This is a genomic window from Acidocella sp. (assembly GCF_013044125.1).
Taxonomy (GTDB): Bacteria; Pseudomonadota; Alphaproteobacteria; order Acetobacterales; family Acetobacteraceae; genus Acidocella.
Genome location: NZ_JABEVC010000192.1, coordinates 1 through 15,636 on the forward strand (window position 1 = coordinate 1; position 15,636 = coordinate 15,636).

At 63.2% G+C, this 15,636-nt stretch carries 13 protein-coding genes; 6 read left to right on the forward strand and 7 right to left on the reverse strand.

What is annotated here, in order from left to right; translation table 11 throughout:
- Window positions 1-409: 409 nt before the first annotated feature.
- Window positions 410-601 carry a hypothetical protein gene (locus tag HKL97_RS11795; RefSeq protein ID WP_291425566.1) on the forward strand — a complete coding sequence of 64 codons (192 nt, stop codon included), beginning with the start codon at window positions 410-412 and terminating at the stop codon, window positions 599-601.
- Window positions 602-654: 53 nt separating this feature from the next.
- On the opposite strand, the gene HKL97_RS11800 is transcribed toward HKL97_RS11795, so the two are convergent.
- A complete protein-coding gene (locus tag HKL97_RS11800) occupies window positions 655-1,929 on the reverse strand; it encodes an FAD-binding oxidoreductase (RefSeq protein ID WP_291425568.1) in 1,275 nt (424 codons plus the stop codon).
- Window positions 1,926-2,324, reverse strand: a complete 399-nt coding sequence (locus HKL97_RS11805; protein WP_291425570.1) for a hypothetical protein — start codon at window positions 2,322-2,324, stop codon at window positions 1,926-1,928. Before HKL97_RS11805 ends, HKL97_RS11800 begins: the two co-directional genes overlap by 4 nt.
- A 94-nt stretch (window positions 2,325-2,418) precedes the next feature.
- Here HKL97_RS11805 and HKL97_RS11810 point away from each other — a divergent pair, with 94 nt between their 5' ends.
- Window positions 2,419-3,156: an SDR family NAD(P)-dependent oxidoreductase gene (locus HKL97_RS11810; protein WP_291425573.1), complete on the forward strand. Its 738-nt coding sequence runs from the start codon at window positions 2,419-2,421 to the stop codon at window positions 3,154-3,156.
- A gap of 12 nt (window positions 3,157-3,168) precedes the next feature.
- Here the strand turns inward: HKL97_RS11810 and HKL97_RS11815 are convergent, their stop codons facing one another.
- Complete coding sequence (locus HKL97_RS11815; RefSeq protein ID WP_291425575.1) at window positions 3,169-3,918, reverse strand: glycosyltransferase family 2 protein; 750 nt, start codon at window positions 3,916-3,918, stop codon at window positions 3,169-3,171.
- Between the two features lie 176 nt (window positions 3,919-4,094).
- Here HKL97_RS11815 and ykgO point away from each other — a divergent pair, with 176 nt between their 5' ends.
- On the forward strand, window positions 4,095-4,220 hold the full coding sequence (gene ykgO / locus HKL97_RS11820; RefSeq protein WP_183266312.1) for a type B 50S ribosomal protein L36: 126 nt from the start codon (window positions 4,095-4,097) through the stop codon (window positions 4,218-4,220).
- A 125-nt stretch (window positions 4,221-4,345) separates the two neighbouring features.
- Here the strand turns inward: ykgO and HKL97_RS11825 are convergent, their stop codons facing one another.
- Both HKL97_RS11825 and HKL97_RS11830 read right to left on the reverse strand, forming a co-directional pair.
- Entirely contained in the window at window positions 4,346-4,906 is a 561-nt protein-coding gene (locus HKL97_RS11825; protein WP_291425580.1) for an isoprenylcysteine carboxylmethyltransferase family protein, read from the reverse strand.
- A 2-nt stretch (window positions 4,907-4,908) separates the two neighbouring features.
- A complete protein-coding gene (locus tag HKL97_RS11830) occupies window positions 4,909-5,643 on the reverse strand; it encodes an N-acyl amino acid synthase FeeM domain-containing protein (RefSeq protein ID WP_291425582.1) in 735 nt (244 codons plus the stop codon).
- Window positions 5,644-6,284: 641 nt separating this feature from the next.
- Between HKL97_RS11830 and HKL97_RS11835 the strand changes: the two genes are divergently transcribed.
- The 3 genes from HKL97_RS11835 (at window position 6,285) to HKL97_RS11845 (ending at window position 14,149) form a co-directional block, all read left to right on the forward strand.
- Window positions 6,285-8,615, forward strand: coding sequence for a bifunctional diguanylate cyclase/phosphodiesterase (locus HKL97_RS11835; RefSeq protein ID WP_291425584.1), 2,331 nt, complete (start codon window positions 6,285-6,287; stop codon window positions 8,613-8,615).
- Window positions 8,616-8,672: 57 nt separating this feature from the next.
- Window positions 8,673-11,270, forward strand: coding sequence for a DNA mismatch repair protein MutS (gene mutS, locus HKL97_RS11840; RefSeq protein ID WP_408821082.1), 2,598 nt, complete (start codon window positions 8,673-8,675; stop codon window positions 11,268-11,270).
- Between the two features lie 95 nt (window positions 11,271-11,365).
- Complete coding sequence (locus HKL97_RS11845) at window positions 11,366-14,149, forward strand: [protein-PII] uridylyltransferase (RefSeq protein ID WP_291425588.1); 2,784 nt, start codon at window positions 11,366-11,368, stop codon at window positions 14,147-14,149.
- A gap of 71 nt (window positions 14,150-14,220) precedes the next feature.
- On the opposite strand, the gene HKL97_RS11850 is transcribed toward HKL97_RS11845, so the two are convergent.
- Together HKL97_RS11850 and HKL97_RS11855 are read right to left on the reverse strand one after the other, a co-directional pair.
- Entirely contained in the window at window positions 14,221-15,258 is a 1,038-nt protein-coding gene (locus HKL97_RS11850; RefSeq protein WP_291425590.1) for a glycosyltransferase, read from the reverse strand.
- Window positions 15,259-15,433: 175 nt separating this feature from the next.
- Window positions 15,434-15,636, reverse strand: a 203-nt coding sequence (locus tag HKL97_RS11855; protein ID WP_291425592.1) for a sugar nucleotide-binding protein, incomplete at its 5' end; no start/stop codon positions are given.

Here is a 15,636-nt window from a genome sequence, read left to right on the forward strand (position 1 = left end):
CCATCCCATGCTGACCTCCGATCCAGCAATAAGCTTGAATCAGATTTTCAGTCGCGCCGGAATCCCAAAACGATTCAGATCGTCAGAAAGAGACTCTAGTAAAAAATGCAAAGAAATACTCGATCGTAATCTGATGTGGCGCAGCGGTCGAGTTGGTAGGCTATGCTGTGGTGCGGTTCAATTATTCTTGGATAAAAGCGAGAAGATTCTCGCATTCGCGAGAATGACGGTTGGGGGCAGGTGGGTGGCAGGTGGGTGGTAGGTGAGAGGTAGGTGAGTGGGTGGCGGGAAATACGGTGGTGGATAGGGGCGTGGCGCAGGATAAAAATTGGTATTTTGCGGGGGTGTAACGTGGTAGGGTGGTCTGTGGGGTGTTTTGCCCCGTTTTAAAAAATAACAGGAGGTTGGATTGCCGGAACTCGTGAAATTTCAGGTTGACCAGATGAATGACCGGCGGGAGATTTTTATTAATCCCGCGCAGGTTTTGTTTTTGTACCGGCATGGACATAACGACAGCCAGACGACGATTACCTTGGTTGAAGGCAAGACCTGGACCGTTACGGGACGGCCGGAGGATGTCGCGATTGAGTTGAGTTACTAAGCTGGAATTTTGGGGCGGATGGTGGTTGCCGTCCGCCGCTGGTTTGAAGTGTGTCAGATGCCCATTTTGTCGCGGAAGCGGTAGTACCAGGAGCCCAGCACGGTGAGCGGCACGCGAAAGGTTTTGCCGCCGGGGAAGGGGTAGTAGGGCAGGCTTGCGAAAATATCGAAGCGGCTGGCCTGGCCGGCGATGGCTTCGCCGAGGATGCGCCCGAGCAGGTGGGTGGTGGTGACACCGTGGCCGCTGTCGCCGTGGGAGTAGTACACGGTGGGGGAGAGCCGGCCCATTTGCGGGAAGCGCGTGAGGGTGAGGGCGAAGTTGCCGCTCCAGCTGAAGTCTATTTTCGCGTTTCGCAGGCTGGGGAAGGTTTTTAGCATGTTGGGGAGGATTTTGGCGCGGATGCTGGCGGAATCCTGCGCGCCGTAAACCGTGCCGCCGCCGTAGAGGATGCGGTTGTCAGCGGTGCGGCGGAAATAGTCGAGAAAGTAGTTGCAGTCCTCGACGGCGAGGTTGGAGGGCAGCAGTTCGGCCGCGGCGGCGCCCAGTGGTGCGGTGGTGAGCACCTGGGTGGAGACGGGCATGATTTTGCCGCCGATTTCGGGCAGCAGGTTGCCGATGTAGGCGTTGGCGCAGACGATGACGAAATTGGCGTGGACCTCGCCGTTGGCGGTCTTCACCACGGGGGTGGCGCCGGTGCTCACCGAGGTGACGCGCGAGTCCTCGAAAATGCGGGCGCCCAGGGTCTCGGCGGCGGCGGCTTCACCCTGGACCAGGTTGAGCGGGTGCAGGTGGCCGCCTTGGTGGTCAATGAGGCCGCCGGTGTAGCGGTTCGTCCGCACATGCGCGGCGAGGCCGGGGCGGTCCAGCAGCTCGAAATCGGTATAGCCGTGCTGGTTCCAGATTTTGACGTGGTGTTCGAGCCCGCGCATTTGTTTGGCGGTGATGGCGGTGAACATGTTGCCGGGCCGCAGGTCGCAGGCGATGGCGTATTTGGCGGCGCGCGCGCGGATGATCTGGCCGCCCTGCATGGCCATGGCGCCGATCTGGCGGCCGGCGGCTTCGCCGTAGCGTTTGGTGATGACATCAAGGCCGCGCGAGTAGCCGTTGACCATCTGGCCGCCGTTGCGCCCCGAGGCGCCGAAGCCGGTGCGCTGATCCTCCAGCACGATGACCGAGAAGCCGCGTTCGGCCAGTTCCAGCGCGGCGGAGATGCCGGTGAAGCCGGCGCCGATGATGCAGACATCCGCGCGCGCGCGGCCTTGCAGCGGGGGGCGGGAGTCCTGCTTGTGGGCGGTGGCGGCGTAGTAGGAGGGGGCGTGTTGGCTCATTGCTTCCCGGGGCCGAGCAAAGCGACGCCGAAGATGGCGCCGAGAATGGTCATGGTGATGACCATGAGGCGGATTTTATAGGCTTCCGCGCGGGCCTGGGCCACCACTTCCTGGCGCATGTTGGCCTTTGCGGCGGCTATGCGCGCGGGCAGCGGGGCGGTGCCGGTGGTGACGATGGCGGCGGTGTCCGCATCGACATCGTTGGCCAGGCTGGCGATGGCGGCGGCCTGGGCGGCGGGTGTGGGGGCGTTTAGCACGGCATCGAGCGCGGCCTGCTGGTGCTGCTCATCCACCACCGGGGCGGGGATGGAGAAGCTGGCGAAGGTGCCGATGAGGCCGGGCAAGAGGAAGCAGGTGAGGAGGAAGCCTATGCGTGAATAAGAGATTTTTGCCATGGCGGAGGAATTGGCCTGATTGGCGGTGTTGTCAAATCATGCCGCCTTAGCTTTTTTGGCGGCGGATGGGCGCAAACAGGTGAAAGTGACAAAAATGCTGACGGGTAAAGTGGCGTTGATAACGGGTGGGACGGCGGGGATCGGGATGGCGGCGGCGCGGCTGTTTGCCGAGCGGGGGGCGAAAGTGATGCTGAGCGGGCGCAACGCGCAGGCGGGGGCGGCGCTGGCGGCGGCGCTGGGGGGTGAGTTTCTGGCGGTGGATGTGGCGGCCCCCGAGGCGGCGGAGCGGCTGGTGGAATGGGCCGTGCGGCGGCACGGGCGGCTGGATGTGCTGGTGAACAATGCGGGGATATTGTTCCAGGGCGATGCGCAGGACTGCACCGATGCGCAATGGGATATGACGCTGGCGGTTAATGTGACGGCGGTGTTCCGGCTCTCACGCGCGGCCGTGCCGGTGATGGCGGCGCAGGGCGGCGGGGCGATTGTGAATGTGGCCTCGGACTGGGGGTTGGTGGGCGCGGACCGGGCGGTGGCCTATGGCGCCAGCAAGGGGGCGGTGGTGCAGCTGACCCGCAGCATGGCGGCGGACCATGCGCGCCAGGGGATACGGGTGAATGCCGTGTGTCCGGGCGATACGGATACGCCGATGCTGCGCCGCGAGGCGGGGGTTGCGGGAGAAGAGAGGCTGCGCGCGATGGCGGCGGCGATTCCCATGGGGCGGCTGGGCCAGCCGCGCGATGTGGCGGCGGCGATTGCGTTTCTGGCCTCCGAGGACGCCGCCTTCATCACCGGCGCGATGTTGCCAGTGGATGGCGGGAACTCGGCGGTTTGAGGCGCGGGGCGGTTACTCGCGGATATCCTGCCAGGCTTCGGTGAAGGGTTTTTTGCGGAAGGTGGCCCAGAAGAAGTTCATGGAATAACGCAGCCCGATGGTGAAGACGCCCTCGCCCGCGAGGCGGCGGCCGGAGGATTGGGCGGGCAGGCGGAAGGTGAATTTCACGCCGCCAACCTTGGAGAGACGGCGGGCCATGTCGGTGTCTTCGCCGTAGAAGGAGAAGCGCAGGTCCGGGCTGCCGAGCTTGAGCATGGCGGCGCGCTTGACGATGAAATTGCCGCCCTGGAGCATGGAGCCGACGTTGAGCACGAAGCGGTTGAGCAAATAGGCGGTGAAGGCGAGACGGTAATAGGCGCCGACCACCAGGTTCACGCGGCTTGGTACACCGTAATAGATGTAGGGGCCGGAGAGGGCGACGAGGGAAGGCCCGCGCGTGAACTGGCGCATGACCTCGGTGAGCCAGCCGGGAGGGATGATGGTGTCAGCGTCGATATTGGCGATCAGCTCGCCGGTGGAGTGCTCAAAGCCGCACCAGCGGGCCTGGACCAGGCCTTTGCGGGGTTCGTCGATCACGGTGACGCCGGGGATGGAGAGGGCGACTTCACGCGTGCGGTCCGTGCTGGCGTTGTTGACGACGATGATCTCGGCGTCCTTGCCCAGCTCCTGGCCGGCGCGCTGGATTTCGTCGCGGATGGCGGTGAGGGAGCGGGTGAGAAGGGCCTGCTCGTTATACGCGGGGACGACAAAGCTGATTTTCATATCCGTGCTCCAGGCGATTCGGTGGCTTTAGCGGCTGTGACGGGGTATCAACAGAGGATTGATGGCCAAGGCCAATGACCGTTTGATGACAGCGTAAGTAGGCATACGGGTTGACAGGGCGGGGCAGGGGCGGCATACCGCGCCACCGATTGAACACTTTAACCCGAGAGCCTCTTATGAAGATCCGTAACTCCTTGAAATCCGCAAAGATCCGCGACAAGAACTGCCGCGTGGTGCGCCGCCATGGCCGGGTGTACGTGATCAACAAGAAAAACCCGCGCATGAAGGCCCGCCAGGGCTGAACGCTGGAGACAATTCTGGCTTTTGAGCAAACCCGGTCCTTTGGCCGGGTTTTCTTTTGCGTGGATTTCGCGCGGGGCGGTGGCGGGAGGGCAGAGCCGCGACTCTGCCCTTATACCGTATACCGTTAGCTGGCGAACAGGGCTGAAGGCCTGGGCAGGAACATGCCGGCCTGGGCGCGGTAGGCGGCGTAGGCGCTGCTGAGGTCCGACTCCGCGAACTTGCGCTCTTCGCGCGTTGCGGCTGCGAAATACAGCGCCGCCATGATGACGGGCGCGGCCCAGGCGAGCACGGTTTGGGCGGCCAGAGCGGTTGCGGTCCAGAACAGCAGATACGCTAGGTAGAACGGGTGGCGCACATACTGGTAGGGGCCGTGGCGGAGCAGGAAGCTGGGCTGGTCAGTGTCAAACGCCAGAGTGGGCGGGGTGTGGCGGGTGGCGCGGACGGCCCAGCTGAAGATGCAGTATGAGGCGGCGAACAGGGCTAGCACGAGGGGCCAGGCCTGCGAGACGCCCGCTGTGAGGTGCCAGGCGAACCAGGCCAGGCCGAGCAGGCTGAGGCCGCTGGTCAGCTTCATGCCGGGCGGCATGGCGCCGGTCTGGCGGAAGTGTTTCTTCACGGCCCAGGAGAAGGCGGCGAAGCAGGCGAGGCCGGCGAGGCCGGTGATGATGGTGAGCGGGGCTTGCATGATCAGTCCTCCTGGAAAACTTTGACGGTTTCACCATGCAGCAGTCCGGCGTAGGTGGCGAGGGTTTTGGGGTCGGCACCGATGATGCTGAAGTCTTGCCGGGTTTTGTTAAAACCGTCTTTTGGCAGGCACATCAGGTTGGTTTCGAATTTTACGCCAGGGTAGCGGCGTGGACCGTCGATATAATTAAAATGCATGCGTTTGTAGAATGGCGTGTGGTTGCGGCGCACGCAGGAGAGCAGCATGTCAGAGTTGGTTTCGGTCAGCAGGTGGGAAACCAGACGATAGAGGACGAAAACCAGGTGGTAATCCGTGGCGTAATCCGGATGACGCACCAGGCGGTTGCTTTCCATGATTTTTGCAGGTTTGCCATGTGTGATGCCGGCTGCGAGGTCCGCCACGGCCTCGGGGAAGATCCTGGAAGCGGGGATTTCATCCCAGCCGGTCAGACCGGGGGTATAGTCCCGGATGCAGATCCGGGCGGAGGCTGCCGGAATGTCCCCTTTGTAAACAACGACTGACTGGGCGTTTTGCCGCAGGTCGTCGGCATCGGAAAATAGGCCGCCGGGTTGCGGGTCGATAAATCCGCCGGAGAGGTAGCTGGCGTGACGGATGGCGTAGGCGTCGGCTTTGGTTTGATCGTCCAGAGCTAGGCGGGCGGTAAGCCCGGAGTGTCGTGTTTGCGGCCGGACATTACCGCGCGTGAAGTTGGGGGTGGTGATTGATAAAGAACTCATTAAAATCCTCCTTGTTGCAACTCAAACAAGAAGAATTAGTAACCATTTCAGCCCCAAGATGTAGAGAAAAAAATCATTTATAATGCGTAAAGAGCATGATTTTTTAAAGGCATGTTTTGTGCGAAATGCGGGGTAAAGCAGAAATCACATTAATAAAATCTTATAACTAATTGTGCTTGTATTATAGTTGTTTTTCGTGTCGCGCACGAGGGATGCTCTGGGGCAGTAATTTTTTTGCGGCTAAGCTGGACGCAAGGCTGTCCTGCGTGAAACAAAATGCTATTCTGAGGGGTTTTCACAGCCATGGAGGCTGGTGTTTGATGGAAGGTTTTGGCCGGGCTGGGCCGCAGAATGAGGCGCGGGATTTGCACCGGCCCCGGGGATGTGGGCTGAGTGTTTCAGCGTGCCGGGGTTTTATGAAAAGCGTTGTGAAGAAAAGCAATTAAAGATAGTACGCTGTTAAGAAAGGCGTTACGTTAAGTTGCGCTTATAGGGTGGGTAGGTGATGCCTGGTCCGGTGCAAGGAGGATTAGATTTTAACGATCAGAGGTCTTGAGGAGCAGGCCAGGGGACGAGGAATATTCGGCAGCTTCCGTTATATTTCACGGCTTGCGGGTGTTTTTGTCCAGAGTTTCAGGAAAATGGCCGAAGGAGTGAGAGTCCCCGAGGACCTTACGGAGCGTTTGCTGCTCGATCAGGCGGCCGATTTCAGCTACATGATCCTGGGCATATCGATATTGGGGCTAAGCTCGATTTCCCTGCTGTTTATCGGCTTTCTGAGGATGGACGAGTTTTGGTTGAGATCGGTGGTGATGGGGGGCGTTTGCGTCTGCTATCTGGTGATCTTTCGCCGCGCTGTTTTGTGGCTCAAACGCGACCATTCCTCGGGACCTGACGCCAAGGCCTATTTCACGGTTATGGTGCGTTTGCTGGTGGTGCTTGGCATTGGCTGGGACATAATGCTTGTGATGTTGATGCGGCATCACAATGTCGGGCAACTCAGCCTGATGTACGGCATTTTTGTTGGTTGCCTGGCGACGCCGGTTATGGTTTCACCGATTGCCTGCGCACTCGCCTATTGGGCGCCGATATGTGTTGGTATCTTTTTCGCGGCGCTTTTGGCCGATCCCTTTGAGCCGGTTGCCATGCTTAATCTGGTCGCTTTCATGGGGCTGACAGGGTTTTGCATTTTCTATGTCAACAGCCGGTTGAATGAACGGGCTGTCAGCGCCATCCGGCTTGAGGAAAAAAGTGAGGTTATCAAGCTGCTGCTGCGCGATTTTGAGGAAAGCGCCAGCGACTGGCTGTGGGAGACCAACGAGGCGCTGGAGTTGCAGCAGGTGAGCCAGCGGCTGACCCAGGTGGCGCATCGCCCGGTGGAGAGTTTCCGCGGGGAGTTTCCGCGCGCCATGCTGGGCGAGATCATGAATTACGATCATCGCCCCGGCTCGCCGATCGACCGGTTGTGCCGGATCATCAAGGAGCATTCGTCTTTCCGGGATATGGTGGTGCCTGTTCTGATCAACGGCGAGGAACGCTATTGGTCGCTCACCGGCAAGCCCGTTCTGGACAAGAGCGGGCGGTTTTCGGGGTATCATGGCGTTGGCTCGGACATTACCGGGCAACGGCGCCAGCAGGAGCAGATTGCGTTTTTGGCCCGCCACGACAGCCTGACGAAGCTGGCCAACCGCGTATTGTTCTCCGAGATGCTGCATCAGGCGTGCGACAACTGCGAGCAGACGGGTTTTGCGCTGCTGTGCCTTGATCTCGACCATTTTAAGATCGTCAACGATACGCTGGGCCATGCCACGGGGGATGGCGTGCTGGTGTCGGTGGCCGAGCGGCTGCGTGGCTGCATCCGCGAGTTTGATATCGCGGCCCGGCTGGGGGGCGATGAATTCGCGATTATTCTGGTCACCGAGGACCCGCAGGAGGCGGCTGGGATTGCATCGCGGATTATTGAGCGGGTGTCGCGGCCGTATCACTTCGATGGGCAGATGGTGCAGGTCGGCATGAGTGCCGGCATCACCATGGCGCCACGCGACAGCCGCAACCCGAGCGGGCTGATGAAGAATGCCGACCTCGCGCTGTACCGGGCGAAGGCCGAGGGGCGGGGTGCATGGCGTTTGTATGACGTGGAGATGGACGAGCGGCAGAAGGACCGCCGTATTTTGCAGTCGGCGTTGCGCCAGGCGGTGTTGCGTGACGAATTCCGCCTGGAATATCAGCCGCTGGTGGATCTGGCCGATGGGCGGATTATCGGGGCGGAGGCGTTGTTGCGCTGGCAGCATCCCGAGCGGGGGCTGCTGGCGCCGGGCGAGTTCATTGCGCTGGCCGAGGAGGCCGGGCTGATCGGGCAGATCGGCGAATGGGTGCTGGGGCAGGCGTGCCGGGAGGCGGCGGGCTGGCCGGAGCATGTGGGGATCGCGGTTAATCTCTCGCCGCTGCAGTTTCGCGACAGTGGATTGGTGGAAATTATCGACCGCGCGCTGGCGCAGGGGGGGCTGGCGCCGGAGCGGCTGGAGCTGGAGATTACCGAGACCACCATGCTGGAGACCAACAGCGAGACGGTGGATGCGCTGTGGCAGTTGCATGGGCGGGGGGTGCGGATCGCGCTTGACGATTTTGGCACGGGGTATTCCTCGCTCAGCTATCTGCGGCGGTTTCCGTTTGACAAGATCAAGATCGACCGCTCGTTCATCCGCGACCTTGGCTATGAGAAGGATGACAGCTCGATTATCCTCGCGATTATCGGTCTGGCGGAGCGCATGAGCATGGTGGTGACGGCGGAGGGGGTGGAGACGCCCAAGCAGGCGCAGATTCTCAAAGCTTATGGCTGTGGCCAGGCGCAGGGGTATTTGTTCAGCCGCCCGGTTCCTGGCGTGGTGTTTGCCCAAATTCTGGAGGCTGGGATGTTGCAGCACAAATGGAAGCCGCAGGTGTCCCAAATTGGCCAGGTGGCCGCGCAATAGGGCGCGCGGCGCACGGGCATTTGGCAAGCGGGCGCACAAGCGGCATTAATGCGGGTTATGAATCCCACCGATGCAACAGGCGCTTCTCCGGCCATGGCGCAGTGGTTCGCCATGAAGGCGGAGCACGAGGATGCGCTGCTGTTTTTCCGCATGGGGGATTTCTACGAACTGTTTTTCGCTGATGCGCAGGCGGCCTCCGCGGCGCTGGATATTGCGTTGACCGCGCGCGGAAAACACCAGGAGCAGCCCGTGCCGATGTGCGGCGTGCCGGTGAGTCAGGCGGAGATGTATCTGGCGCGGCTGATCCGCCGGGGGTTCAGGGTTGCGATTGTGGAGCAGATGGAGGACCCGGCGGCCGCCAAGGCGCGCGGGGCCAAGGGGCCGCTGGCGCGCGCGGTGGTGCGGCTGGTGACGCCGGGGACGTTGACCGAAGAGAGTTTGCTGGAGGCCGGGCGGGCGAATTTTCTGGTGGCGATTGTACCCGAGGGCGGGCGGCTGGGGGTGGCCTGGGCTGATATTTCCACCGGGTTGTTCGAGACGCAGGCTACCGATGCGGCGGGGTTGCCGGCTGTGCTGGGGCGGCTGGACCCGGCGGAGATTCTTTGCGCCGGGGCGGTGGAGCTTGGCCCTTATGCGGCGCGGCAGGTGGTGCCTGGGCGGCTGGCGATGCAGGCGCCGGCGGGGGCGCCGGCCGCGCGGCGCGAGCTGGCGCAACGCTTCAGCGTGGCCAGTCTGGATGCATTCGGCGTGTTCAGCGATGCCGAGGTGCTGGCGGCGGGGCATGTGCTGGCCTACATCGCGGCGACGCAGATGGGGGCGATGCCCAGGCTCTCGCATCCGGTTTGCGCCGGGGAGACGGGGCAGCTGGAGATGGATGCCGCGACGCGCGCCAGTTTGGAAATTCTGGGCAGCCGGGGTGGGGCTGAGGCAGGGAGCTTGTTGGCGGCGGTGAAGCGCACGGTGAGCGCGCCTGGCGCCCGGTTGTTGGCGGCCTGGCTGGCAGCGCCGCTGAACCGGCTGGATGTGTTGCAGGACCGGCAAGGCGCGTGGCTGGCGCTGCGCGACATGGGCCAAAGCGAGGCGATGCGCGCGGTTTTGCGCGGGGCGCCGGATGTGTCGCGCGCGCTGGGGCGGATTGCGCTGGGCCGGGCGGCGCCGCGGGATTTGGCGGCGATTGCGGCTGGGCTGAATACGGCGGCGCGGTTGCGGCCGATGGTGCCGCAGGGGGGGCGGTTGTTGGATGAGGCGGCGGCGGCACTCGACCCGGCACCTGGGCTGGCCGATGTGCTGGGCCGCGCGCTGGCCGAGCCGGCGCCGCTGCGGCTGGAGGATGGCGGGGCGATTGCGGCCGGGTTTGACCCGGAGCTGGATGCGCAAAGGGCGCTGCGCGATAATACGCGCCAGGTGATCGCGCAGTTCCAGAGCGAGCTGGCGGCGCGCTATGGCGTGGCGTCGTTGAAGATACGGCATCATGCGCAGCTGGGTTATGTGATCGAGGTGCCGGCGGTTGCGGTTGAGAAGCTGCGGGAAAACCCTGAGTTGATTTTGCGCCAGGGGATGGCCAATGGCGCGCGGTTCACGCATCCGGAACTCTCCGCGCTGGACCAGCGGATTTCGGAAGCGGCGGCCCAGGCGGCGGGGCGCGAGGCGATTGTGTTCGCGTGGCTGGTGAAGCAGGTTCTGGCGCAGGCGGAAGCGCTGGCGGGCTGCGCGCAGGCGCTGGCGTTGCTGGATGTTTTGCAGTCTGCCGCGGTACTTTCCGCCACTGGACGGTTTTGTTGCCCGGAGCTTTCCGGCGACGAGGCGTTTGAGATAAAATCCGGGCGGCATCCGGTGGTGGAGGCGGCGCTGCCGCCGGGGGTTGGGTTTATCGCCAACCATTGCCAGCTTGGTCCGGCGCAGCGGCTGATGCTGCTGACGGGGCCGAATATGGCCGGTAAATCCACGTACTTACGCCAGAACGCGCTGGCGGTGATTTTGGCGCAGGCGGGATTGCCGGTGCCGGCCGAGGCAATGCGGCTGGGGCTGGTGGACCGGCTGTTCTCGCGCGTGGGGGCGGCGGATGATCTGGCCTCGGGGCGATCGACCTTCATGGTTGAGATGATTGAGACCGCGGCGATTTTGCATCAGGCTGGGCCTAAGAGTTTTGTGATCGTGGATGAGATCGGGCGCGGCACGGGCACGCGCGACGGGCTGGCGATTGCGCAGGCGGTGCTGGAGGCGCTGCATAACAGTAACCGGTGCCGCGCCATATTTGCCACACATTTTCATGAATTATTTCAATTGGCCGAGGCTTTGCCAAGGCTGACCCCCTATACGATGCGTGTGAAGGAATTTAAGGGCGAGGTGGTATTTATGCATGAGGTTGTGCGCGGGGCCGCGCAGCGCAGTTGGGGTGTGCATGTGGCCCGTCTGGCGGGGGTGCCTGAAAGCGTGGCCAGGCGGGCGGAAATTTTGTTGAAGGCGGCGGAACGCGATGTTCCTGCAACTTCGGCGCTGCCTTTATTTGCTAATGTTGCGCAGGAACAAACCGATGCGCGGCAGGATGTGCTGGAGGAGCTTGAGGCGCTGGACCCGGACCGGATGAGCCCGCGCGAGGCGCTGGATGCGCTCTACGCGTTGCGCCGGCGGATGGGCGGGGCGGGCGATGTGTAAATATTCCGTGCGGGAGCCCGCTCTGCGTAAAAATCTAGGCAAAAAACGAAAACACGGCTTTCCCATATCCAGCGGATTGATCTAGCGTGTACGATATGTTGACATCTCCCAAGCAACCCGAAATCGCCACCGCTCTGGCAGAACTTGTTTTGTTGGGCGAGCCGCCGCCGCGTGAAGCCGCCCTGGCGGGGTTTCGCCGCCAGCTTGGCCGAATTCAGACCTATGTGCAGCAGCGCTTTGAGCGCGACGGGCTGAACGGGCTGACCGCCGCGCGGTTGCATGCGGGGTTGATGGATGAGCTGGTTAATTCGTTGTTTGCCTACACGCTGGCGATGCTGCCGCTGGCGGAGCGCGACAGGCTGGCGATGGCGGCCACCGGCGGTTATGGCCGCGCCACGCTGGCCCCGTTCTCGGATATCGACCTGCTGTTTCTCACCGGAGGAAAAGCCTCGGACAAGGTGGACCGGGCGGTTGAGTTCATCTTGTATTTTCTGTGGGACCTGGGGCTGAAGGTCGGCCATGCGACTCGCTCTATCTCCGATTGCCTGGAGGAGGCGCGCAAGGATGTAACCATCCGCACCTCGTTGCTGGATGCGCGCTGCCTGACCGGCGACCGGGCGCTGTTCGTGGATTTCCAGAAGGCTTTCCGCGCGGATTGCGCGGCCGATGGGCCGGGGACCTATATTGTCGCCAAGCAGGCCGAGCGCGCGGCACGCCACCGCCGGTTCGGCGAGACGCCGTTCATGGTCGAGCCCAATGTAAAAGAAGGCAAGGGCGGCCTACGCGATTTGCAGACGCTCTACTGGCTGGCGCGCTATGTGTTCAACACCTTCGCGATGACCGAGCTGGTGGGCAAGGATGCGCCAGGCGGCGGGATTCTGACCGCGACCGAGGCGCGCTCATGCAAGCGGGCGTGGGAATATCTGTGGAGTGTGCGCTTTCATCTGCATTATGTCGCGGGGCGGGCGGAAGAGCGGTTGACGTTTGATTTCCAGCCCGTGGTTGGCGCGCGCATGGGCTATACGCGCCATGGCCGCCAGGACGGGGTGGAGCGCTTCATGCGCCACTACTTCCTGATGGTGCGCGAGGTGGCACGGGTGACCGGCGTTTTGGAGCCGGCCCTGGTGCGCGCGGCGCTGGGGCCGCCGGCGATTGCGGCGGAGACCGATGCGGCGCTGGTGGAGGCTGGTTTCGTGCTGGCTGACGGCAAGATATTGTTTGCGCCGGGGCATGACCCGCAGACGGATCCGGCGAGTATTTTCCGGATTTTGCTTTGCGCGCGCGACCGCGGGCTGGAACTGCACCCGCTGGCGCTGCGCGTGTTAATCCGCTCCGCCCCGCTGGGGGCCGAGCTGCGCGGCGACAAAAAGGCCGCGGCTCTGTTCATGAACCTGCTCTGCGGCCAGGAAGAGGGCGACGGCGATGAGCGGACGTGCGACTCAGCGCGGTGGCTGGGCCTGCTGAACGAGACCGGGGTGCTGGGGCGTTATCTGCCGGACTGGCGGCGCATTGTGGGGCAGATGCAGTTTGACACCTACCATGTGTACACAGTGGATGTGCATACGGTGCATGCGATCCGGGTGCTCAATACCATCGAGGCGGGCGAGCTGAAGGAAATTGCGCCGGTTGCGACCGATCTGATTGACCAGGTGCAGTCGCGCAGGGCGCTGTATGTGGCGCTGCTGCTGCATGACATTGCCAAGGGACGGGGCGGGGACCACTCCGTGCTGGGCGCGGAGATAGCACTTTATGTGGGCCCGGCGCTGGGGTTGAGCGCCGAGGAGACAGAGATGGTCTCCTGGCTGGTGTTGCATCATCTGATGCTGACGCAGACGGCGTTCTCACGCGATATTGATGACCCGAAGACCATCCTCGATTTGGCCGATACCATCCAGAGTCCGGAGCGGCTGCGGCTGCTGCTGGTGCTTACGGTCTCGGATATGCGGGCGGTCTCGCCCAAGGTGTGGAACGGCTGGAAGGCGACGCTGCTGCGTGAGCTGTATTCGCGCGTGGCCGAGGTTCTGGAAGGCGGGCTTTCCACCACCGAGCGCGATGCGCGGATCAGCCGGGTGAAGGAGGTTGTCTCCTCCCTGCTGGCGGATTGGCCGGAGCTGGTGCGCGAGGAATTTCTGGCGCTGGGTTATCCTTCGTACTGGCTTGGGTTCGACCCCGAGAGCATCGAGCGCCATGCCCGCATGATTCGCGACGCCAAGCACCGCGATGCGCCGCTGACCGTGCATGCCGAGCCGCTGCCGGCGCGCGCGGTGACGGAGGTTGTGGTGTATACCGCCGACCATGCCGGGTTGTTCAGCCGGATTGCGGGCGCGCTGGCGATTGCCGGGGCCTCGATCGTGGATGCGCGCATCCACACGCTGACCGACGGCATGGCGCTGGATACGTTCTGGATCCAGGATGCCAACGGCGGGCCGTATGACGCGCCGCACCGGCTGGCGCGGCTCTCCTCGCTGATCGAACAGGCGCTCTCGGGCCGGCTTAGGCTGGCTTCGGAGATCCGCAAGGCGACCCGCAGCCTGATTCCGGCGCGGATGCGCGCGATTCATGTGCCGCCGCGCGTGGTGGTGGATAACCGCGCCTCCAACCGGCATACGGTGGTGGAGGTGAACGGGCGCGACCGCCCCGGCCTGCTGCACGATGTGACCTCGGCGATTTCGGCGCAGGGGTTGCAGATCGCCTCGGCGCATGTGACCACTTACGGGGTGCGCGCGGTGGACGTGTTCTATGTGAAGGACGTGTTCGGCATGAAGGTGGAAAACGAGCGCAAGCTCAACCAGCTGCGTAATGCCCTGCTGGAAGCCTTAAGCCCCGGCGCGGACGACCCGGAATCAAAACAATCCGTGCAGCGGGGCGCGGTGGCTTGAGGCCGGCTGGCCGCGGCGGGCTGCTTCAGAGTGCGATGGCTTCAGATTGATCCGCGCGGGGCAAAGGGAGGCTATGACTGGGTCACCGGGCGGTTCAACCGCAGCTCGTCCGGCTCGGCCGTGCCCTGGCCCGGTTTGCGCGGCTGATGCTGAGCGCTCCGCGCGGCGCTGGGTTTTTCGGTGATGAACCAAAGGCTGAACAGCAGGTTTTCCAGCAGCGTGCGGCGGCGGAAACGCGTGCAGCGCAGTGCCGCCAGCCGCGCGGCAAGCCCGCCCTGGAGCGCGGACTGGATGGATTTGAGGTCGTGACGGGCTTGCGGGGTGAGATGGCTGGCGCCGGCGGCCAGAATATCGGCGTGCCGGTGCATCATGGTCATGAATATTTTCGGGCCGCGGCGGATGGCGGCAAGCGCGCGGGCGGGCAGCGGCCGGGACGAGCCGATCAGGTTGTTCTTGTGCAGCCGGTAGAGCACCTGCGGGCGCGGGTCAAAAATGATCCGCCCGCCGCAGGCGGAAACGACGATATAGCTCCACCAGTCATGTACCGTGCCCTCCGGCCGGCCCAGGCCTGCAACCAGCATGGCGGCGGGGGCGTTCATCACCAGCGTGTTGCCGTTGGCGATGTTCTGGGTGAGGCTGGCGGGAAAGCCCGGCGTGTTGGCGTGCAGCGCGGAGAGTTTGGTGCCGCGCAGGGCTGCATCCACCAGATATTGCCGGGCGCAGTATAAAGCGGGCTCGTTGCCCGCCGGGCGCAGGGATTCCATCGCGTGCTGCAATTTATCAGCCAGCCAGACATCGTCCTGGTCCGAAAAGGCGACCATCTCGGCGCCGTGGCTCTCGCGCAGCAGGGTTAGGAAACTCTCCGCCGCGCCGAGATGGGGGCCGGAGCTGGCGGCCTCCATGCAGCGGCCCGGGTTGGCGGCGGTGAAGGCGCGCATGATAGGGAGAGTACCGTCGGTGGAGCCGTCGTCACGCCAGAACACGGTCCAGCAGGTGTAGCGCTGGGCGGTGAAGCTTTCCAGTTGGGCCTTTAGAAACTGTTCACCGTTGTAGGTTGAAAGCAGGATGGTGATGGTTGGCAGCGCAGAAGCCGAGGCAAGCCGGCTCAAGGGAAGTCACCATCGCGGGATGATCCGGGCATGGGACATAGGGCTTTCATCATGCGTTGCTTCATGTCCTCAATTAACCGTGGCATCAGGATTGATTATACAGAGGCAACGCGGCTCTAGGCAATGAAAGAGCTTGATCTATGTTGCGTTGCCACATGAATGTCCCGGCGCGCGATCAGTCTGGGGGGTCAAGGGTTAGCAATTGTTGCACAATTGGTCCCAGGCTGGTGCGCCAGGGGGGCAGGGTGACGGCGAATACCTGAGCGAGTTTGGTGCAATCAAGCCGCGAATCGGCGGGCCGGCGGGCGGGGGTTGGCCAGCTGGCGGTGGTCATGGGCTGCACCTCCGGCGGCGTTTGGCTGGCGGCGGCTTCCGCGA